Source organism: Hyphomonas sp. GM-8P, from assembly GCF_003263315.1.
In the GTDB taxonomy this organism is placed as follows: Bacteria; Pseudomonadota; Alphaproteobacteria; order Caulobacterales; family Hyphomonadaceae; genus Hyphomonas.
Window position 1 is genome coordinate 15,059 of the sequence record NZ_AWFE01000002.1, and the last position, 19,960, is coordinate 35,018.

At 56.3% G+C, this 19,960-nt stretch carries 18 protein-coding genes; 7 read left to right on the forward strand and 11 right to left on the reverse strand.

From position 1 onward, the window contains the following. Positions 1-36: 36 nt before the first annotated feature. Together HY26_RS01090 and HY26_RS01095 are read left to right on the forward strand one after the other, a co-directional pair. Positions 37-879 carry a TauD/TfdA family dioxygenase gene (locus tag HY26_RS01090; RefSeq protein WP_034762957.1) on the forward strand — a complete coding sequence of 281 codons (843 nt, stop codon included), beginning with the start codon at positions 37-39 and terminating at the stop codon, positions 877-879. Between the two features lie 73 nt (positions 880-952). Next, the gene (locus tag HY26_RS01095) at positions 953-2,215 is read left to right on the forward strand and encodes a cytochrome P450 (protein WP_051599660.1); all 1,263 of its coding nucleotides are present in this window, start codon (positions 953-955) and stop codon (positions 2,213-2,215) included. A gap of 6 nt (positions 2,216-2,221) precedes the next feature. On the opposite strand, the gene HY26_RS01100 is transcribed toward HY26_RS01095, so the two are convergent. The 4 genes from HY26_RS01100 to HY26_RS01115 all read right to left on the reverse strand — a co-directional run bounded on the left by HY26_RS01100 (position 2,222) and on the right by HY26_RS01115 (position 6,702). Continuing rightward, positions 2,222-3,643 carry a Do family serine endopeptidase gene (locus HY26_RS01100; protein ID WP_233348617.1) on the reverse strand — a complete coding sequence of 474 codons (1,422 nt, stop codon included), beginning with the start codon at positions 3,641-3,643 and terminating at the stop codon, positions 2,222-2,224. Between the two features lie 67 nt (positions 3,644-3,710). Next, complete coding sequence (locus HY26_RS01105) at positions 3,711-5,165, reverse strand: MFS transporter (protein ID WP_034762958.1); 1,455 nt, start codon at positions 5,163-5,165, stop codon at positions 3,711-3,713. Positions 5,166-5,174: 9 nt separating this feature from the next. Then, positions 5,175-6,398 carry an acyl-CoA dehydrogenase family protein gene (locus tag HY26_RS01110; protein ID WP_034762959.1) on the reverse strand — a complete coding sequence of 408 codons (1,224 nt, stop codon included), beginning with the start codon at positions 6,396-6,398 and terminating at the stop codon, positions 5,175-5,177. Between the two features lie 13 nt (positions 6,399-6,411). After that, positions 6,412-6,702 carry a putative quinol monooxygenase gene (locus HY26_RS01115; RefSeq protein WP_034762962.1) on the reverse strand — a complete coding sequence of 97 codons (291 nt, stop codon included), beginning with the start codon at positions 6,700-6,702 and terminating at the stop codon, positions 6,412-6,414. Between the two features lie 151 nt (positions 6,703-6,853). Here HY26_RS01115 and HY26_RS01120 point away from each other — a divergent pair, with 151 nt between their 5' ends. The 4 genes from HY26_RS01120 to HY26_RS01135 all read left to right on the forward strand — a co-directional run bounded on the left by HY26_RS01120 (position 6,854) and on the right by HY26_RS01135 (position 10,578). Beyond that, on the forward strand, positions 6,854-7,882 hold the full coding sequence (locus HY26_RS01120) for a glycosyltransferase family 2 protein (protein WP_112072758.1): 1,029 nt from the start codon (positions 6,854-6,856) through the stop codon (positions 7,880-7,882). Between the two features lie 74 nt (positions 7,883-7,956). After that, entirely contained in the window at positions 7,957-8,865 is a 909-nt protein-coding gene (locus HY26_RS01125) for a metallophosphoesterase family protein (protein ID WP_051599661.1), read from the forward strand. Positions 8,866-8,923: 58 nt separating this feature from the next. Further along, a complete protein-coding gene (locus HY26_RS01130) occupies positions 8,924-9,514 on the forward strand; it encodes a polysaccharide biosynthesis/export family protein (RefSeq protein ID WP_034762965.1) in 591 nt (196 codons plus the stop codon). Positions 9,515-9,882: 368 nt separating this feature from the next. Next, positions 9,883-10,578 carry a sugar transferase gene (locus HY26_RS01135; RefSeq protein WP_081812965.1) on the forward strand — a complete coding sequence of 232 codons (696 nt, stop codon included), beginning with the start codon at positions 9,883-9,885 and terminating at the stop codon, positions 10,576-10,578. Between the two features lie 85 nt (positions 10,579-10,663). On the opposite strand, the gene HY26_RS18915 is transcribed toward HY26_RS01135, so the two are convergent. From HY26_RS18915 to HY26_RS01155, 5 genes are all read right to left on the reverse strand, one after another. Then, positions 10,664-10,837, reverse strand: a complete 174-nt coding sequence (locus HY26_RS18915) for a hypothetical protein (protein ID WP_155843520.1) — start codon at positions 10,835-10,837, stop codon at positions 10,664-10,666. A 346-nt stretch (positions 10,838-11,183) separates the two neighbouring features. After that, positions 11,184-12,152 (reverse strand): UDP-glucuronic acid decarboxylase family protein, encoded by a 969-nt coding sequence (locus HY26_RS01140; protein WP_034762967.1) that lies wholly within the window; start codon positions 12,150-12,152, stop codon positions 11,184-11,186. A gap of 12 nt (positions 12,153-12,164) precedes the next feature. Further along, the gene (locus tag HY26_RS01145) at positions 12,165-13,190 is read right to left on the reverse strand and encodes a glycosyltransferase (protein ID WP_146740149.1); all 1,026 of its coding nucleotides are present in this window, start codon (positions 13,188-13,190) and stop codon (positions 12,165-12,167) included. A 172-nt stretch (positions 13,191-13,362) separates the two neighbouring features. Continuing rightward, a complete protein-coding gene (locus HY26_RS01150; RefSeq protein ID WP_034762969.1) occupies positions 13,363-14,679 on the reverse strand; it encodes an O-antigen ligase in 1,317 nt (438 codons plus the stop codon). Beyond that, on the reverse strand, positions 14,676-15,590 hold the full coding sequence (locus HY26_RS01155; protein WP_146740150.1) for a glycosyltransferase family 4 protein: 915 nt from the start codon (positions 15,588-15,590) through the stop codon (positions 14,676-14,678). Before HY26_RS01155 ends, HY26_RS01150 begins: the two co-directional genes overlap by 4 nt. Here HY26_RS01155 and HY26_RS18815 point away from each other — a divergent pair, their 5' ends adjacent. After that, the gene (locus HY26_RS18815) at positions 15,591-15,875 is read left to right on the forward strand and encodes a hypothetical protein (RefSeq protein ID WP_146740151.1); all 285 of its coding nucleotides are present in this window, start codon (positions 15,591-15,593) and stop codon (positions 15,873-15,875) included. Between the two features lie 27 nt (positions 15,876-15,902). On the opposite strand, the gene HY26_RS01160 is transcribed toward HY26_RS18815, so the two are convergent. Further along, a complete protein-coding gene (locus tag HY26_RS01160) occupies positions 15,903-18,263 on the reverse strand; it encodes a polysaccharide biosynthesis tyrosine autokinase (protein ID WP_051599668.1) in 2,361 nt (786 codons plus the stop codon). Positions 18,264-18,353: 90 nt separating this feature from the next. Further along, positions 18,354-19,712: an outer membrane beta-barrel protein gene (locus HY26_RS01165; RefSeq protein WP_081812966.1), complete on the reverse strand. Its 1,359-nt coding sequence runs from the start codon at positions 19,710-19,712 to the stop codon at positions 18,354-18,356. Positions 19,713-19,960: the final 248 nt, after the last annotated feature.

Sequence of the window (19,960 nt, forward strand, 5' to 3'; positions counted from 1 at the left end):
CGGCTCGTGATAAGATAGGCACCGGAGGAAACGCATATGAGCCTGGAGATCACACCATCCGGGCAGGCCTGCGGCGCAACCGTGCGCGGCGTGGACCTGACCCATCCGTTGGACAAAGAGACGATCGCTGAAATCCGGAAGGCCTGGCTGGACTACCAGGTCCTGTCTTTTCCGGACCAGAAGATGACCAATTCGGACTTAGAGCGATTTACGCAGTACTTTGGGCCATTCGGCGATGACCCATTCATTGCCCCCATCGAAGGGCATCCGCACATCATCGCCGTCAAACGCGCCGCAGACGAAACCGCCCCGATTTTCGCGGAAAGCTGGCACTCCGACTGGAGCTTCCAGAAACGCCCGCCTCAGGGAACCTGCCTGTTCGGCATTACCATTCCGCCCAGTGGCGGCGATACGCTCTTCGCAAACCAGTATATGGCGCTGGAGCAAATGCCGGACGAGCTGCGCGAACGCATTGAAGGGCGCCACGCCATTCATTCGGCCCGCAATGCCTATTCTCCGGTAGGAATGTATGGCGAAGATGACAAGGCCAAGGGACGGAGCATGGACATCCGCCCATCTTCCGACGCTGAGGCGACAGAGCGGCACGACCTCATTCGCACGCATCCAGAAACGGGCCGCAAGTCCCTGTTCGGCTGCGCCGGCTATATTGTCGGGATTGCCGGGATGGATCAGGAGGAAGGCTGGGAATTGGTGACGGATCTCTATCGCTGGCAGACCCGACCGGAGTTCCAGTACCGGCACAAATGGGAACCGGACATGCTGCTGATGTGGGACAATCGCTGCCTTCTGCACATGGCGACAGGCGGCTACGCCGGACACGATCGCTTGCTGCACCGCACAACAATTGGGGCGGCTTAAAAACTTTCCAGCGGCGCGCTTCGCACGTACTCTATTTCCCATAAGGGCGAAAAAGCCTGTTTGGGAGGAAAATATGGCCGACACAGCGCAGTCGATAGACGTGGAAGTTCCTGATCCGTGGAGCCTTCCCCTTGAAGGTTTCGACGTTTCGAAAGCGGAAATCTTCCAGCAAAACAAACAGGGTGAGTATTTCAGACGACTGCGCAAGGAAGCCCCGGTCCACTATTGCCCGGAAAGTGCCGTGGGCGCCTACTGGTCCGTCACGAAATACAACGACATCATTGCGGTCGATTCGAACCACAAAGTGTTCTCGTCCGTCCCCAGCATCGTGATTGGCGACCCGTCTGACGACTTCCAGCCGCCGATGTTCATCGCAATGGATCCGCCGATCCATGACATCCAGCGTAAAGCCGCCCAGCCAGCTGTCGCCCCGAGCCAGCTGTCGGAACTGGAAGACCTGATCCGACAGCGCGTCTGCAATATCCTGGACAGCTTGCCGGTTGGTGAGGAATTCAACTGGGTGGACCGTGTTTCAATCGAGCTGACCACCCAGATGCTCGCGACGTTATTCGACTACCCGTTTGAAGACCGGCACAAGCTGCCCTTCTGGTCCGATGTCGCAACCACATCCGACGCAGTCGGCGTCGCCGGCGCAGACATGGAATGGCGGATGAAGCATCTCAATGAATGCCTCGCCAGCTTCACTGAGCTTTGGCACCAACGCGCCGCAGAGCCGCGAAAGTTCGACTTCATTTCCTTGCTGGCCCATGATCCGAAGACGAAGGACATGGTCAACAATCCGATCGAACTGCTCGGCAACCTGATGCTGCTGATCGTGGGCGGAAACGACACGACCCGCAACTCGATCTCCGGCGGCGTCTACTTCCTCAACAAGTTTCCGGACCAGTACGCCAAACTGAAAGCGGACCCTTCGCTGATCCCCAACATGGTCTCAGAGATTATCCGCTACCAGACCCCTCTGGCCCATATGCGGCGCGTGGCGACGGAAGATACGGAACTTGGCGGGCAAAAGATCCGCAAGGGCGACAAGGTCGTGATGTGGTATGTGTCCGGCAACCGCGATGAGGAAGCGATCGAACGGCCTGACGAATTCCTGATCGATCGCCAGAATGCCCGCCGTCACGTTTCGTTTGGTTTCGGCATCCACCGCTGCATGGGCAACCGTGTCGCCGAGATGCAGCTGCGAATCCTGTGGGAAGAGATCATGAACCGCTTCGAAAATGTCGAAGTCGTCGGCGAACCGGAACGCGTCCTGTCGAACTTCGTGCTCGGCTACACCCACCTGCCGGTGGTCCTGCATCCGAAAACGAACTGAAGCGATTCAGAGGCGGACCGTCCCCCGGATGGTCCGCCCGTTGCGGTCCAGCTCAATATTCCAGCTTCGATCTGAATCCTTGAGCACGGCTTCCAGGTCTTTCACGGTCTTGGTCTGCTTGCCGTTGACGGAACGAATGATGTCGCCCGGACGGAAATAGTTGCGCGCCACGGACCGGCGGGCGACGGAATAGACATAGATGCCGGAGCCTTTCTGGAACGGGTCCAGCCCGTTCTCCTCGGCAAGGCGAGGTGAAAGCTCAACCACACGCGCGCCGTTGAAAACATCCTGCCCTTCCAGCAACACGATATCAGCCTCCGTTGCGCCGGGTGGCGGCTCAACCTTGACGCCGATCACCTGATTGCGGCCACCGCGCAGCACGTTGAGCTGCGCTTTTTCACCGGGATTCCGGATGGCGGCGAGGAATTTCAGGCCTTTCTCGTCGAACACTTCCCGGCCATCGATGGCGGTGACCAGATCACCACGGCGCAGACCAGACTTGTCAGCCGGCCCACCGTCGTAAACCTCTGTGACCATCACGCCGATGGGACGGGACAGGCCCTGCGCCTTGGCCATATCGAAACTGACCGATTGCGCGGCGAGCCCCAGCCATGGGCGCACAAACGTACCTTCATTCATGGCCGCATCGACAACGCGCTTGACCATTTCGGACGGGATGGCGAAGCCGATGCCATTCGATCCGCCGCCCCGCGAAAAGATCGCTGTGTTCACGCCGACCAGCTGACCCTTCATATTCACAAGTGCCCCGCCGGAGTTACCAGGATTCACCGCCGCGTCGGTCTGAATGAAGAAGGAGTAGTCGGAGATGCCGACATCAGTACGGGCCGTCGCGGAGATAATGCCGCTGGTGACGGTCTGGCCGACGCCAAACGGGTTGCCGATGGCCATTACAAGATCGCCCACCTGCGCCTCTCGCGTGTCGGCGTAGTGCAGGACCGGCAGCTTGTCGCCGCCGGTATCGATTTTGAGCACGGCAAGGTCTGTCCGCTCGTCGTTCAGAACCAGCTCCGCCGGATACTCCCGCCGGTCGCTCAGGACGACACGAAATGAATCCGCATCTTCAACGACGTGGTTGTTGGTGACAATCACACCGTCCTCACGGACGACAACACCGGAGCCGAGGGAGTTCTGAACCCGGCTTTGCGGCGCAGCGCGGCCATAGAGAAGCATCTCCATCGGCGTGACACCTGTCTTCACCGTCTTCTGTGTGTAGACGTTCACGACGGCGGGCGAGACTTCTTTCACAAGCGGCGCGAAGGTCAGCTCGATCTCGGATCGCGTCTCCGGCAATCGCTGGGCATGGGCCATGAGGGGTGAAACCGCCAGCACCAGAAGTGCCACCACACAAAGCCCGGCCACAACCAGGTACTTTGAAACATGTCTTGTCATGCGAAGAGCGTGCATCATGTCTATGGCTCTATTGCGGCGCTGAAGGAGTGGCAATTCGGCGGTTCATGACAATTCAGTCAGAAATTCAGTGACTTGCCTCTTCTGCCCCTCGTGCTGCGAGTGTCGCAAGGTTGTTTTCATGCGACTCGCGGCTGATCCGGTAGAAGCCCACGCAGAGCATCATCAGCGTCCATGCTGCGAGCAGCGTCACCGCATATCCCCAACCAAGCGAAGTCAACGAGCTGTCGGTGACCTTGTCTGGCTGAGCCCCTTCCTGAATACCGGCAAATGTAAGAACCACGGTCGCGACGAATACGCCGGAGGCCTGCGCCAGCTTTCGGATGAAGCTGATCCCGGCATAGAAGATGCCTTCCGACCGTCGGCCCGTCTGAACCTCGCTGTCCTCGACAATGTCAGCAACCATCGAGCCCATAAGCATCTGCGTGGCGATGATGAGCGCCAGGTCAAAGATCGTGATTGTGAGTACGATATTATAGAGTGCGTCCGAGCCGTTCGGCGGCATGATCCCGATCAGCCGGGCGAAGACCGGCGCCGGGGCAATCGTGAATGCCAGGACGCCGATCGAGAGGGCAGCGCGTTTCTTTCCGAACATCCGCCCGGCGATCGGCGCAATGATCAGGGCCAGCACAGCTGAAATGTACACAGCGACTGTCAGGCCTGCCGTCTGGGTCGTTGTGAAGCCCCAGAAATAGCCATTGATGTACTGGTTGAGTGAAGCGGAAACGCCGGAGGCCAGCAGACCGAAGAGCGTGGCCAGGAACAAGGCCCGGAACGACGGGTTCGAAATCGTCTCGAAGATTTCCGAGAAGACCTTGCCCAGGGTCAGGTTCCTTTGCGCGGGCGGTGCCTTGAGATGAGGTATGCGGGCATGCGTGCCGAATGTCGACACGGCCGCCGCCAGCAGAATGACACCGGCTGCGACCTGACCATAGAGATGCCAGCCGGGAATATGGAAATAGCCGGACGGGTTCTGTTCGCTCGGCTTCAACAGGAAGAAGAGCAGGAAAATCTGGATGGAAAGACCGCCAACCCATGCGAAGAAGTAGCGGTACGACATCAGGCTGGTGCGAGCATCATATTCCGGCGTCAGCTCCGGAACCAGCGCCGTACTCGGCACCTCATACATCGTGAAAGACAGCCGTACACTGATTGTCAGAACCAGAAGCCAGACAAACAAGCCGTTTGTCGACAGGCCTTCAGGCGGGTTCCAGGCGAGGTAGTAAGTCAGCCCGACCGGAAGGAGCGCCGCATACATGAAAGGATGCCGCCGGCCGATACGGGTGCGTATATTGTCTGACCAATACCCGACGATTGGATCGGACATGGCATCGACGACCAGCGCGATCATCAGGGCGAGGAAAACCATCGCCGCAGGAACACCCAGAATCTGGCTGTAGAAGAACAGCAGGAAGTATTCGAACCCGTTGTTCTTGATCCCTTCGGCCGCGCCGCCAAACCCGAACGCAAGCCGGGTTGGCAGGCTCGGCCCGGAGGCCTTTGCGGTGACAGCGTCAGTCATCGCCGGCCGCTAAAGCCCCAGAACCATCTTGGCCATGATGTTCCGCTGAATTTCGTTGGAACCGGCATAGATGGACGTTTTGCGATAGTTGAAATAGTTCGGCGCTGCGACCAGGCCGTGCTGAGGTGTCGGACAGGTTTCATTGCCGCCGGCCTCCAGCAGGGCGATCGTGTCCTGCACGAACGGCGCGGCGTAGAACCCTGCTGCCTCAAGCGCCAGTTCGGTGATCGCCTGCTGTGCTTCAGACCCGGCACATTTCAGCATCGAGCTTTCCGGCCCGACATTCTGACCAGCCGACAGGGACGACAGCACCCGCCGCTCGGTCGCGTCCAGCATATCGATCCGGATCTCCAGCTGGGCCAGCTTGCGGGCAAAATCCGGATCGCGGATCACCGGCGCCCCTCCGGCGATTTCCTTCGAGGCGACCTTTCGGGCCTTGCGCAGCATGTGGCGCAGCCCCGGCGCATAAGCGTTGCCGCGCTCGAATTCCAGCAGGTACTTGGCATAGGTCCAGCCCTTGTTCTCCTCGCCGATGAGGGCGTCCTTGATGGGCACACGGACGTTCTCGAAGAAGACCTGGTTGATCTCGTGCTGACCCTCAGCCGGGCCGTCCAGCGTCGGCAATGGCCGGATGGTAATACCCGGCGAGGTCATCGGGAACACGATAAAGCTGATCCCTTCCTGCGGCTTTCCCGTTTTCGAGGTGCGTACCAGGCAGAAGATCATGTCGGCCCACTGGGCCAGCGTCGTCCATATCTTGGAGCCATTCAGCACATAATCGTCGCCGTCGCGGACCGCACTCATCTGCAGCGAGGCCAGATCGGACCCCGAGCCCGGTTCAGAATACCCCTGGCACCACCAGAGGTCAGACGCGAGGATCGGCGGCAGGTGCTTCTTCTTCTGCTCCTCGCTGCCAAAGGCCATGATGACCGGCGCGACCATGGACACGCCAAACGGCGCGACATTCGGCGTGCCGGCGCCGGACAGTTCGGAATGCAGAATGTAGCGCTCGGTCGCCGAGAGGCCCGGTCCGCCATATTGCTTCGGCCAGTTCGGCGCGATCCATCCGTTGGATGCCAGCTTCTTCTGCCAGGCCACCTGGCTTGCCTTGTCGACATAGCCATTCTTGGACAGTGCCATCCGGGCGCGCAGGTCAGCGTCAAAATTGACGTCAATCCAGTCGCGCACCTCTTTCTGGAATTTCAGGTCGGCGGGCGAGAGCGAGAGATCCATGGCCGCCCGTCCCCTATTCGACGATATCGAAATACTGGACGTCAGGAGCTCCAGCGAGACACGCACCCAGCGCTGGGCCGGCAGCCTTGAAATATTCGGTCTGCCCGTGGGATTTCAACGCCTCTTCGGAAGCATATTGTTCCATGAAGATATAGACGTTCGGTTCTTTCTTCGACTTGTAGAGCTGGTAGGTCAGGCAGCCAGGCTCATTTGCCTTCACCTTTGCCATCAGGTCCTTGCCGACCTGTTCGAATTCCGACTCTTTGCCAGACTGGATGGTTAGTTTTGCTACGACGCCGATCATGTTTCCCAATTCCTCCTGTTTTGTCCCACCATATGGGGTTCGGCCAGCGCGGCAAGATTGACGTTAGGGATGCCATCGCCTCAGCTTCCCTTCAGCCGTCTGGAATGGAATTTGCTCCCTTCACAGGTGAAAACATTCATCAGAGGTCGCCATGGGTGCGCATGCAATGGCTGAAATCGAACAAAACGAAGCGCCGGAACCGGCGCCCGCCTCGATTCTGGCTGTAATTCCAACGCTTAACGAAGAACGCCATATCGAGACCTGCATTCGCTCGCTGATGCGGGGCGATGCCCGGCTTCGCGACATCCCGCTGGTCGTGGCCGATGGCGGCAGTACCGACAAAACCGTTGAGATCGTCGAGCACCTGAAATCGGAATTCCCGAACCTGCAGCTGATCCACAATCCGAAAAGATTGCAGGCGGCCGCCATGAATCTGGCTGTTCTGGACGCAAGCACACCAGTTACGCAGTACGTTGTCCGATGCGACGCGCACTCGATTTACCCTGCTGATTTTATCCTATCCGTCGCAAAAGCGCTCGAGGCCACCGGTGCGGCTTCAGTCGTCATCCCAATGGATGCGGTTGGTGATACGTGTTTCGAACGTGCCAATGCCTGGATCGTTGATACGCCGCTTGGTTCCGGAGGTTCTGTTCATCGCGGAGGCAAGACATCCGGCTATGTCGACCATGGGCACCATCCCGGCTTCAACATCAATATGTACCGCCAGATCGGCGGATATGATGAGACCTTCTCCCACAACGAGGACGCCGAATATGATGAACGCGTGGTTCAGGCAGGCGGTAAAATCTTCCTCGATTCTGATATCCGCATCCGCTACATCCCGCGCGGTTCGGTTGGCCGCCTGGCGAAGCAATACTTCAATTATGGTAAAGGCCGTGCCCGCAACGTTCGCAAGCATGGCCAGCGTCTCAAGATCCGTCAGGCGCTTCCCATCTTCGCCCTTCTGGCGAGCGCTGGGGGCTTCTTGGCGTCACCCGTTTTCCTGCCCGCCCTCATTCTGCCACTTGGTTACATCGGCGTCCTGGCGGCCGCTTCGATGGCCGTCGCAGTCTGGAAAAGGTCTCCGTGCGGTCTCCTCGCCGGCCTGATTTCGGGCACCATGCACATGAGCTGGGCGGCGGGTTTTCTTAATGAAGCGATAGCTGGAACCCGGCGCTGAATCGCCCGCATCGATTGGTTTCAGACCAGAAGTCGTTATAAGTAGTTGTTAATACTTACACCCAGATGAGCAAAATGACCGACCAGACCCGGCAAAGTTTCCTGCAACGGATCAGCAACCTGACCCGATCAGCGACATCTTTGCGCGCGCGCATCCGCCGGGGCATCGGTCTCACGTCCCCTCAGGTGGAGGAGGAGGCGCAGGAACAAACACCGGTTGCCGTCACACGCCAGTCTGCCGCTCCTGATGGACAATGCGTCTACGCAATCGGAGATGTTCATGGTCGGCGAGACCTTCTTGAAAAGCTCGTCGAACAAATTGACGAAGATTCCCAATCCCTGCCAGAAGGCACGAAAAGAGTCCTTGTATTTCTTGGAGATTACATCGATCGCGGCCTTCAATCCAAAGACGTGATAGACTTCCTCATCAGCGACCGGATGAAGGCATTCGAACGGGTCTTCCTGATGGGAAATCACGAGGAGGCGCTGCTACGGTTTCTCAATGACGTCAATTTCGGGAAACAATGGGTACGCTATGGCGGCGCCGAGACACTGTATTCATATGGCCTGCAGCCACCTCAAAATGCTCGCGCTGCGATGCAGTCCCATGACGCCATGCAAGCGTATCAGCGCGCCTGGGACAAAGTCTGGACCGAGTTCCGCAATCGCCTGCCTGAGCAACATCTGAAATTCTACCAGAACCTCCAGCACTACTATGTGACCGGAGACTACCTGTTCGTGCATGCTGGCCTGCGCCCGGGAGAAATGCTCGAAAACCAGACCGTGCGGGACATGCTGTGGATCCGTGAAGAGTTCCTGGACGCGGAGGAACAGTTTCCTCAGGTTGTCGTGCATGGCCACACGCCGACCGACGACGTATTTCGCGACGATCGGCGGATTGGCCTTGATACCGGTGCGTTCATCAGCGGGAAACTTTCTGCTGTTCGGCTGTTCAGGGATGAAGTTTCCTTCATTTCCACCTGAAACTCTGGAATAGGTCTTGCTAAGCAGCAGACACGCCTAATCTGGGAGAAAAGAGACGATGAATTTCCTGCGCCCCCTCGTCACAGCCGTTCTGGGCAGCCTGCTTCTGGTTGTTGCCGCCTGTGAATCCGCGGTCCCTTCCGCACCAAGCCCCGTTTCTGGAGAACGCGTGGTGCAGCAGCAGGCAATAAGCGCCTACACGCTTGGCAACGGAGACCAGCTCCGGATCACAGTATTCGGCCAGCCTGACCTCTCCGGCCAGTTTGAAGTCGATGGCACTGGCTCCATCTCCATGCCGCTGATCGGCCAGGTCGAAGCCCTTGGCCTCACCACACCGCAACTCGAGAAGCGCATCGTGGAGATGCTGGAAGGTGACTACGTCCTGAACCCGCGGGTCAGCGCAGAAGTCATCAACTATCGTCCCTACTATATTCTCGGCGAAGTAAACCGTCCTGGAGAGTATCCATACACGTCCGGACTGACTGTCGTGAATGCCGTTGCCGCCGCTGGTGGTTGGACCTACCGCGCCAAGAAAAACGTCGTGTACATCAAGAGCGTCAACTCGCACGAAGAGCAGGCAATTGAACTGACCACGTCAACCATGGTTCAGCCTGGCGACACAATTCGCATTAAAGACCGCGTCTTCTGATCGCTCTGGCGACAGACCACACCCCGAATCAAAGCGGCAGTGCTCAATGGCACTGCCGCTTTTTTTTTCGTATCGAATTGGCACGCACGTGACACGTTCTGGCACACGCGAATCCCTCAAAGCCCCGAAAACGACGCGTTGTGATTAACAAATGCCCGCTGCCTGCCGATTACTTGAAAAATACTTCGCCTAGCAGGCGAATTTCGGGAAAAACCCTCAAATATTTGGGCTAATCCCGGTATACAGATTGCAAACGTCCCCAAATGAAATAAAGGTTTCCTTGCTCTCAAAGTTAACGATTGTTGGCTTGGGCGTGAGGAATTCCGGGAAGATTTCTTACGCCGTTCGGTAGAGTTCCGGGGACAGTTATGGGTCTGAGACTAACAAATCAATCACGTCACGCGGAAACGGCCGCATACTCTTCGACGCGCCTCGATCGCGCAGAGTATCAGGAGAATACGAGTGCCAAACGTATTCTCGACATCATCATCGCGAGCGTCGCGCTTGTGTTTGTATTCCCGCTCCTGCTTGTCGTGGGCATCCTCATTCGCATGCAGGATGGTGGCCCCGCCGTTTACGCCCAGAAGCGTTACGGTCGGAACGGGCGCACCTTCAAATGTTTCAAACTCCGCTCCATGGTCGCAAATGCCGATGACCGCCTTCGGGAGATCCTGGCGACCGATCCTGCAGCCCGCGCCGAATGGGAAGCGACGCAGAAACTCGTGAACGATCCGCGCATCACGCCACTGGGTCATTTCATCCGCAAGACGTCGATCGATGAATTGCCACAGCTCGTGAATATCCTTCGTGGAGACATGTCGCTGGTCGGTCCGCGCCCGATCGTTGAAAACGAGATTGCCAAATATGGCGAGTTCTACAGGGACTACTGCGCTGTCCGCCCGGGCCTGACCGGCCTGTGGCAGGTCGAAGGCCGCAGCGACACCACTTACGAAGAGCGCGTACAGCTGGACGCCAAATACGCCCGCACCCGCACCTTTGTCAGCGATATCATGATCATGCTGCGCACGGTGCCAGCCGTTCTGATGTCGCGCGGCGCTCGTTAATCCCCCAGCGACAAACTTCTCGCTCATAAACAAAGAGCCCCGGTGCGATCACCGGGGCTCTTTGTTTTGGGTGGCTTTTACAATCTTAACCGAACAATGCGACCGCTGAGCTGATAATGCCTGCCCACAGCAGAGCGCTCAATCCAACGATGATCAGGAGACGTGCCCAGACAGGCCATTTGTCATAGGTTTCCTTCTCGGTCTGGATACCGGCGTCCCAGCCGCGATGCGCAATGGTGGCATTCGCAATATCGACCACAGGTCTGCTCCCTGGCACAGAAGAACTGGCATTGCTCATCAGCACGTATCAGTCCCTCAAACTCTTAAAAGCGCGTTAAATCCGCTCCTTCCACGAAACTCATGACAGAAGTTATGGTTCCAACCTTGTCAGGAATGGGGCCACAAGGAGTGCCTGTTGTGGTTGTCATATCCTTAACCTTTGCCACTCCCTGAGAAAGGTTCGCCACCGAAGCCGAGACGATACCAAAGACCGGACCTCACAAGGCTGGATTGTCAGCGAAAAGGGCCCCACCCGATTGGGTGAGGCCCTCACAAAATGTTTTTCTGCCTCAAGCCGTAACGCAAGTTGCAGTCTGTCTGTCAGACTAAACCAGTTCTTTGGTCTCTCTCAGGAGATCATCAAAGTAGGCGATTGTCTTCGTCAGACCCTCACGAAGCTCAACCTTCGGCTTCCAGCCCAGCTGCTCAACCGCCTTTGAGATATCTGGCTGACGCTGTTTGGGATCGTCCGCCGGCAGCGGCAGACTGATAAGCTTGGAGGATGTCCCGGTCAGATCAATAACAGTCTCGGCAAGCTCCCGAATGGTGAATTCTTTTGGATTCCCGATATTGATCGGACCTGTTGTTTCCTTGGGCGTACTCATGAGGCGCAGAAAACCGTCGATCAGATCATCGACGTAGCAGAACGACCGCGTCTGGTCGCCATCTCCGTAAATCGTGATGTCCTCTCCCTTCAGCGCCTGGACAATGAAGTTCGAGACGACCCGGCCATCTCTCGGATGCATGCGGGGACCATAGGTATTGAAGATCCGGGCGACCTTGATTTCCAACCCATGTTGGCGATGGTAATCAAAGAAGAGCGTTTCAGCGCAGCGCTTCCCCTCGTCATAACAGGACCGCGGTCCAATCGGGTTCACGTTCCCCCAGTATTCCTCTGTCTGCGGATGTACGATAGGATCCCCATAGACTTCCGAAGTCGAAGCCTGAAAAATGGGAGCCCCCAGGCGTTTAGCCAGTCCGAGCATGTTGATCGCGCCATGCACACTGGTCTTGGTCGTCGCCACGGGATCGTGCTGATAATGAATCGGGGAAGCCGGACAAGCCAGATTATAGATCGCGTCAACTTCAATATAGAGTGGGAAAGTCACATCGTGACGCATCAATTCGAAATTCGGGTGGTCGAGCAGATGCTGAACATTCCGTTTTGCCCCAGTGAAGAAGTTATCAAGGCAAACCACATCTTCCCCACGTTCAATCAGACGATCGCAGAGGTGCGAACCGAGAAAGCCAGCGCCGCCGGTGACGAGCACCTGTCGTTCCAAAGTAAAGTCCATTTTCAATCGCCTTTAAGCATATTCAGTTGACTGATCCGCGCCTGCCATTCCGGCCCGCGCATAAGCTTGCAAGTAATTCTTTGCAGAATTCTCAAAGTTCAACGTCTCTTCGACAAATTTTCGGGGATTGAAATTCTCCCGGGCCGACCAGAAATCAATCCACTTTGTCTCGAGGTTCTCTGCCTTAAAATGCAGTCCGCAACGCGAGTCGAAATATGGCGTAGAGGTACACGGAACAGGTTCATCCGACACTTCCGCTGCCTTCGGATTGGGCCAGATGCCCTCATCCCAGGCAAAAACCGGCACATTCATCGCCAGACATTCCTGATACGCCATACCTTGAGTTTCTGAGTGCGCGAAAAAAGCCATAGAACGGCTTCGCTTCAATTTGTCGATATAGTCGTCATAAGCATATTCACCGTAGCGGATGACTGTGTAAGTCAATCCCTCGCGCTCCAGACGCTCTATGAGCGGCGCAATCAAACGAGAATAATTTGCCTCCCGATCAAAGTAGATTTTGTCGTAGATGAGTACATCGAAAGTCTTGGGACTGCGGGCAGAGTCCGGGAACCTTGTAATATCGAAGCCGCCGAACCAGAGAGCGAGTTTGTCGCCCCACATCGGCTCAAACATGTTCCTGGTCCACTCACACGTTTGCAGGTAGACTTTGTTTCTTGGGTCTGAAAGCAGAGCGGTGCTTTCATTGGGAATGTCGTAAAGCCCCGGCCCCAATAATCTTGGGTTCGGCAGTGCGTCGACTTTCGGGATTACACTGGGGTAGCCAAGAACGCCGATTGGCTGATCGGGATACTTCCGCGCCAATCTGAAATTGTTAACGTGAACTTCGACACCTGCGGTCTCAAGCGCTTCTTTGAGCATGAAGAACCAAGTATAGAATCCTGTTCTGACTTGCCGGCCGCGCAGCTTCCTCCACGCATACCTTGCGTGTCTGCGGACCTCGCCCTTCAACATCGGACCGAGCGCTTCATCTGCTGTCCGCTCATAACCGTCGTAGAACAGAAATACTTTGTCTCTCATTTCGGACCGCATGCTCCTGCTCTCTTGCCCCGCGAATTCCTGCAATGTTCAAGCCAATTCGTCACCGGATCAAATACGCGACATCGCCGGCCGACCCTTAGTAGTTGAATGCCGGTTACGGGAGGCTTACGCCGCTATAGGAAATCCTCGTGCAGCCATACATTCTTGCGTTTCAGGTGCGCTTACGAACGTACTTGTTCGCATCGGATCCCGTCACACGGACCGGAATGTATCCTTCGAACTTTCGACGTCCCGCGGTGAAGGCCGAAATCGATGCCAGAATCATAACATTGACTGGAGTGTTAAACACGCCCCATGGAGTCGATTCTGTGAAACTCATCACGAAGACGATCCCCAACAGTAGCAACAAGGCCGTCGCTTCGAGGTCTTTAGAGGATAACCAATTGCGAATTGCGTTCTGAGCTTGCCACATCCAGGTGGCGATGAAGAGAGTCCAACCGACATAACCCAGATGAACACGCACTTCCATGTAAGCGTTATGGAACGACAATTTTGTTCCGTAGGGCTTGAAGTCATAGAAGTTGATCGATTGTGCAGCACCATTGTCGTACTGCCAAAACCCTGCGAGGCCAGTGCCCGTAATCGGATGCTGGTCCTGAATCACGCGCCCAGCAGCCCAGATCGCTTTCCGACCGCTAAAGGTAGAATCCTTGCCGACAGCCTGAAGAAAGTCCCCTAGAAAATCTTCTTCCGGCATCGCCAGTGCGATCGTGGCAACGACAAGGATAAGAACGATACCCGCCGATAGCAAAAGGCTACGCGCATACTTGACCCGCCCCATATCGATCCAGAGGAACCTCAGAGCCAACATTCCGACAATTCCTCCGGCCCCGGCCACGAGATTGGTCGCAGAATTGGCCGAATAGACAAAAACCGCCCCCATGAGAATAAAAGGAATGGCGGCAACCCGGACCCATACAAGTTCCTTTTTGTTCAATGCAGCCGCCAGAGAAAGCAGCATCATAAAGTTCATCTGCAAGGCGACATAATTCTTGGATGGATACGGTCCGCCATACTGAATGTTCTGGAATTCCTTCAGCACCATGAAGGCTGCAATCCATCCTGCGAACATCAGACACCGCATAACCCTGCGGGCATCCATCAATGACACAATCGTCACCATCATCAATGGAGTCAGAATGTAATAGGCTGCCAGCTTGAGTGCTTCCGATGGATACGGAGACCAAAGAATCGAGGACAAACCGAAAGCTGGCAGCATGAACAGCGGCCACGCCCTGATAATCGTTGGAAAGACTACGGCGCTCTTAATCGCTACTAAGCCTAAAATGGCTAAAACCAACAGATATCGAGCCGCGGTAACGCCGGGAAATTCGATGTAGGTGGAAAAGAACCAGCCGGTAGCAAGCGCCTGGAGCCATATTGGTGAGTTCTGTTCATCGGAGAAGACCTTGGCCCATACCAAAGTCGTCTGATCACTCACTTTCATTTTGCGAGATATGAAATTCATTCCGCCGCCCCTTCCGAAAGAACTTCACCAAGAAGGTCTGACAAAAAGCCCGGCGGTTGAACAAAATCTTCCACAGGACACTTCGCAAGGGCACCGGCGCAGGCGAAAATCCCGCTCGGCTCATTCGCGAGGCGGGAAATCAGTGATGGCAGTGTCGTTTCAAGTGGCTCAGCAACTTCAAAACCGCCTCGATGCCGGGAGATCCATTGAGCGGTTTCGGTCCCAACGGGGGCAATACCGGGAACACAATAGTATCCGCCTTCGTAGATGCGATTTGGCAGCAACCAGACGGAATTGAAGCCCGCCTCCATGAAATCCCCTGCCCAAACCAAATCGAGATGACCATACAATTCCGACAGGTCTTCCGGTGACTTGTAGCGCCCATGATAGACCATGTTTGGATGTTTTGAGACTTCCGGCTCAAACACCGGGATTTCGCGCCTGGCCGGAACCCCATAAAGGTGGATTTCCAGCGTATCCGGAAACTGGTCTGCCAGACCGCAGAGCATATCGAAAGAACGTTGGCACCGCAGGACACCAACCCACCCGAGGCGCATTGGCCGGTCAGCCGCAGGCGCTTCAGGAACCGGCCGTGGCCCGTACTCTGCTCCCGCTGCGAGGCGGTTCTCTACGAGAAAGGCCCGGTACTGACCTGGATAATATCGCTCGAAATGGTTTCGCAGGAATGCAGGTGAACTGACGATCAGGCCTATTGTTCGCCGTAGAAGACTGCGTTCCAGCCGGCGCAGTGCCTTGCCGATCAGATCCTGCCGGCACAAGAGACGGTGTATGTCCAGTGACTCGTAAATCACCGGGGTATCAAGTCCCGCCTTATGCTTGGCCAGGAAAGCGCACGCGAGCATATCCAGATTGCGCGCAACAATAACATCCGCCTTTGCCAGGTCTTCCATTTGCGCAGCTGCTATTGCAGCCCCGGAAAAGACCTGCCGAATCCTCTGAAGGAACGCGCCGTCTGCCGTCAGGCCGAGATCGATATTCTTCCACTCTGTCGGCTGAACATCGCCACGGCGCATCATGAAACCCGTGACGGTTACGCCATCGTCTTCGAATCCCCGCACGCGGCGTCGGATCGCGGCGTCACCAGCGTCATGGCCGAAATATGCGACACGCAACGGCCGCGAGCCCTTCACGGCCTCGCGCTCCATGGATGGTTTCGCGATCCGCGCATTTCCTGACATGGAACCGTCTCGCTTCGTGCCGGTTTATTCAAATCCCACAGGGACTTCTTCTTCTTTCGTGCCCTTGGCCTTCTCCGGAGGCGTTTGCATGGCCACAGGCCGATTTCCGCCTTTTTTCCGTTTACCAGCACCATTGAGGTCAAAGCCGAACACGGACTTCTTGCTCTCCATCTGGTAGTATTTGCGGTAGGCTTTGTAGCTGGCACCTGGGTCTCGGTGATGACGACGGCGGTTCAGGTCAACCATATTGAGCGTTGCGCCGAGTACGTCCGCATTGAACGAGCGCAGCAGGTTCAGCGATTGCTTCACGGCAGCGCGGGTCGAATGACGCCAGCGCACCATCAGGATCGTTTTATCAACCTTACCTGCAACCACGCGGGCCTCGGCCATTAGAAGCAGCGGGCCCGTATCGATCAGGATCAGGTCGTACATCGACCGCAGGCGGGAAAGCAAATCATCAAAGGCGCGGGTACCAAAGACATCATGCGGCGTATGGCCGGACTGGGATAGCGGAAGGACATCCAGCATCGTCTTGCTGTCCTTCTGGATCGCATCCGATAGCTGACCGGCGCCAAACAGATGTTCGATAAACCCGATCTCCGGCGACATGCCTGCCGCTTCCGTCAATTGTCGCCGGCGAAAGTCACCGTCGATCACAATCGTGCGCGAACCGGACATAGCTGACATGCGACCGAGGCTCAGCGTGAGACTGGTCTTGCCTTCATCTGGCAGGGACGAGGTAATCGCCACCGTCTTGGTCTCGCTATCAAGGTCCGAGAACGCGATTGCGGCCCTGAGATAGCGAACACTTTCCGCGTACGCTGATAGTGGATTTTCCACCAGGTAGTCCGCAGGGTTCGTCTGGCCAAGGCCGAACAGGCTGGAAGCCCGGATCAGCGGCACGGAACCAATGGCAGACACACCAAGCTTGCGTTCAATGTCTTCCGTCGAACTGATTTTAGCATCGAACATCTCTGCGATGATCGCCATCGCCGCACCAATCGCTGCGCCAAGGATGGCTCCGATCAGCAGGTTCAGCCGCTTCTTTGGCGCGGCCGGACTGTTTGGCACGGAGGCCGCAGACAGAATAACTGCGTCAGCCTGGACGAGATCGTCCTGAACACTGGTCTCTTTGGAACGCGCAATGAATTCTTCGTAGAGTACTCGGCTGGTTTCTGCATCACGTTCAAGCTCACGCAGCCGGACGCTCGCGATGGAGTTGTCGCGCAGTTGGGCGTTGGCTTGATTGATACGGGCCTGGATCGCATTGACCTGGTCCTGTTTCGCCTTGACCTCGCTTTCAAGGTTACCAGCAATACGGTTCACTTCCCCCGTCAATTGACGCTCGACGTCACGCACCTCGTTCCGGGCGCCAATCAGTTCAGGGTGCTGAGGACCGAGTTTTGTCTCCAGTTCTGCCACACGCCCACGCAGTGTAGAAAGCTGTTCCTTGAGACGGGAAATCAATGGAGAATCGAGCACTTCACTGATGCCATCAACACCGGCACCGGAATCGATCTGCCGGCGCATGTTCTCATAACGGGCCCGGGCTTGGCTTAGATCGAAATCGAGCTGAGTTTTCTGCTTGGTCAGGTCGGCAATTTTTTGTTCCGCCAACGTGGTACCCATCGCAGTGTCCAGGCCATTCTGTGCCCGATACAGCTCCACGCGGTTTTCCTTTTCCGCCACTTCATCGCGCAGACCGGAAACTCGTTCACCCAACCATTCCGTGGCGCGGCGGGTTGCATCCAGCTTCGTATCCAACTGCTGCACGCGGTATTGGTCTGCAACGGCGTTCGCCAATCGAGCTGCCGTCTCAGGGGACGTCGACACGACAGTAACAGTCAGCAGGTAGGTTGTTCCCACACGAGATACGCTGACCCGGTTCGTCAGTGCCTGGACCACCGAGGACATGATGGCGGCTTCACGCTCTTCAGCGCTGAGGCCTGCATATGGGTCAACCCGCTCCGTCCGCATACCAAGGCTTTTCTTGATGGGTCTTGTCAAACCATCGATCAGGCCCGGTTTGTGCTCAACGAGGGTCCAGTTGAATTCCGGGTCCTCGATGAGTTTCTGACGCTCCGCAACTTTGGTCAGAAGGGACTTGGAGCTGATCACCATCACTTCGGTATCAATGACCGCAGTGTTGGCAACAATACCGCCCAACACACTTCCAAGATCGATAACGTTTTCCTGGTTGGCGCCCAGCTGAATTGTCGTCGACGCCTTGTAGATCGGTGTCGCTGTGAACGTGATGTAGGCAACTGCCAGAAACACGACCAGAAAACCGGTCATGATCAGCCAGAACCGGCGATAAACAATGCCGACCAGAGACTTCAGGTCAAAGGATGTGTCCTCACCGGCCGGCGCATCATGGCCGGTCATCTGTGAAGGTAGTTCGAAGCTGAAACTCTTAGTCAAAACACTGTACCGATGATTGGAGTGAGCTGAAGGCGCGGATTAGTCCGCAATTGCTTAGGGGTGGAAACGAAACTCGACGCCGACCATGTCGATTCCATACGATGGCACGAATGCGACGTTTGCTCCGTTGGAATCCCAGTCCAGGTGCCGTGCAAAGGCATCGATGTGGAGACGCTTGTTCATCTTGTAAGTCGCCGCCACACGATAGTTTGTGATCTCGTCAGTGCGGTCGATTTCCTGATAGTCGAAGTCGGAGAAAGTGACCTGCGCTGACAAGATGAGATTCCGGCGAAGCTCATGATCAATTTCAGCACCGTAATTCGTCGCGAGCGCACTCGGCGCTTCAAAGATACCAGTGTCCGAAACGCGCCGGCTGCCCGTGAAGGTCACTGTCGTCAGGCGTGACGGGAACCACTGAATCCGACCATCGACAGAAACACCATCCACATCCGAGAAATAGTTGTCTTTCTTGTCTTCATTGAGATAGCCGAGCGCAACATCACCGCGGATCAGGGACTGAAGCTCAAAATCCACACCAGCAGCGATCGTATATCCTTTGGAATCACGGCTGCGCGGCAAGCCGCCAATAATTTGCGTGGTATCAAAAGAAGTGTCGTGAGCCGTTCCCTGAACGAATACCGCCAGGTCAGGTGACACCGCGTATGTCAGGCGTGAGCGAGCGTAGGTATCTTCGTTGTCACGGAAATCCTGATCCGACACGGCACCAGACCCAATGATACGACCGTCTTTATAATTGTAGTCTCGAACGCCAACCGCATTGGCCCAACGAAACCGGTCATTCGCGTAATTGGCACTCACTTCTGCGCCAGCGGCGGTGTACTCGATCGGCTTTTCCAGTCCGCCGAGTCCAGCCGGATCATAGCGTTGCAGCACCGATTGATCGGCAAATGCGCGTGCACCAAGCGAGAAATCCCGAGTCACATCGAGCCGGCCATTCACGCCAGCATAAAGTGACGGCGCGGATTCGTCTGACAGGTCGAGATATTCGTTCTGATACGCGGATACGTCGAAACCGACCTGATGGACATTCCAATCCGTCCGCCCCACTGCCTCGCCGCCAATGCGGACGATGACGTCAGATTCTTCGTTGGTGTCCTGTGCATAGACATTCGAATTGTAGGTCGCACCGAGGACTGCGGTCGCATCCACCAGGAAGGTACCAAGACGAAGAGGCTCCGGATCGAACTCCGGCTGGCGGCGATCTTTTACGGCTTCGTACTTGTTTCTGCTGTAGTAATTGTCAGCCCCTTGCCCCTGCGCCATCGCGGTTCCCGCAACGAGGCTGCCACCTGCAACCGTGAGAAGGCAAAGTTTTTTTACGTGGTTCATGTGTCTGAGTTCCCTCACAAATTGCGCCGGATGACCGCTCTGTTCGCCGTTTACCTCAATCATTTTGCAAGTGTCATACCATTGACCTGCAAGGTTTCAGGAGGCTGTTAACCTTTAGATACACGAGAACTAGCCGTTTCGGCGAGTTTTCCTGCCAACCTCCCCTGTTGCGCGTACCTTTTCAAGCGGCGTCGCTTCAAACTCACAAAATTAACTTTGTCCCGGCAGGTGACTAATTTTGAGACAGAATGCCCCGAACACAGTTCGTGTGGCTCGTCGAAAACGCCTCAAGACGGTTTCCCTGCGCCCGG

Bases quoted from the DNA above. Each gene is read 5' to 3' on its own strand.
- HY26_RS01090 (WP_034762957.1), top strand. From the start codon at position 37: ATGAGCCTGGAGATCACACCATCCGGGCAGGCCTGCGGCGCAACCGTG.
- HY26_RS01095 (WP_051599660.1), top strand. From the start codon at position 953: ATGGCCGACACAGCGCAGTCGATAGACGTGGAAGTTCCTGATCCGTGG.
- HY26_RS01100 (WP_233348617.1), bottom strand. From the start codon at position 3,643: ATGATGCACGCTCTTCGCATGACAAGACATGTTTCAAAGTACCTGGTT.
- HY26_RS01105 (WP_034762958.1), bottom strand. From the start codon at position 5,165: ATGACTGACGCTGTCACCGCAAAGGCCTCCGGGCCGAGCCTGCCAACC.
- HY26_RS01110 (WP_034762959.1), bottom strand. From the start codon at position 6,398: ATGGATCTCTCGCTCTCGCCCGCCGACCTGAAATTCCAGAAAGAGGTG.
- HY26_RS01115 (WP_034762962.1), bottom strand. From the start codon at position 6,702: ATGATCGGCGTCGTAGCAAAACTAACCATCCAGTCTGGCAAAGAGTCG.
- HY26_RS01120 (WP_112072758.1), top strand. From the start codon at position 6,854: ATGGGTGCGCATGCAATGGCTGAAATCGAACAAAACGAAGCGCCGGAA.
- HY26_RS01125 (WP_051599661.1), top strand. From the start codon at position 7,957: ATGACCGACCAGACCCGGCAAAGTTTCCTGCAACGGATCAGCAACCTG.
- HY26_RS01130 (WP_034762965.1), top strand. From the start codon at position 8,924: ATGAATTTCCTGCGCCCCCTCGTCACAGCCGTTCTGGGCAGCCTGCTT.
- HY26_RS01135 (WP_081812965.1), top strand. From the start codon at position 9,883: ATGGGTCTGAGACTAACAAATCAATCACGTCACGCGGAAACGGCCGCA.
- HY26_RS01140 (WP_034762967.1), bottom strand. From the start codon at position 12,152: ATGGACTTTACTTTGGAACGACAGGTGCTCGTCACCGGCGGCGCTGGC.
- HY26_RS01145 (WP_146740149.1), bottom strand. From the start codon at position 13,190: ATGAGAGACAAAGTATTTCTGTTCTACGACGGTTATGAGCGGACAGCA.
- HY26_RS01150 (WP_034762969.1), bottom strand. From the start codon at position 14,679: ATGAATTTCATATCTCGCAAAATGAAAGTGAGTGATCAGACGACTTTG.
- HY26_RS01155 (WP_146740150.1), bottom strand. From the start codon at position 15,590: ATGGAAGACCTGGCAAAGGCGGATGTTATTGTTGCGCGCAATCTGGAT.
- HY26_RS01160 (WP_051599668.1), bottom strand. From the start codon at position 18,263: ATGACCGGCCATGATGCGCCGGCCGGTGAGGACACATCCTTTGACCTG.
- HY26_RS01165 (WP_081812966.1), bottom strand. From the start codon at position 19,712: ATGATTGAGGTAAACGGCGAACAGAGCGGTCATCCGGCGCAATTTGTG.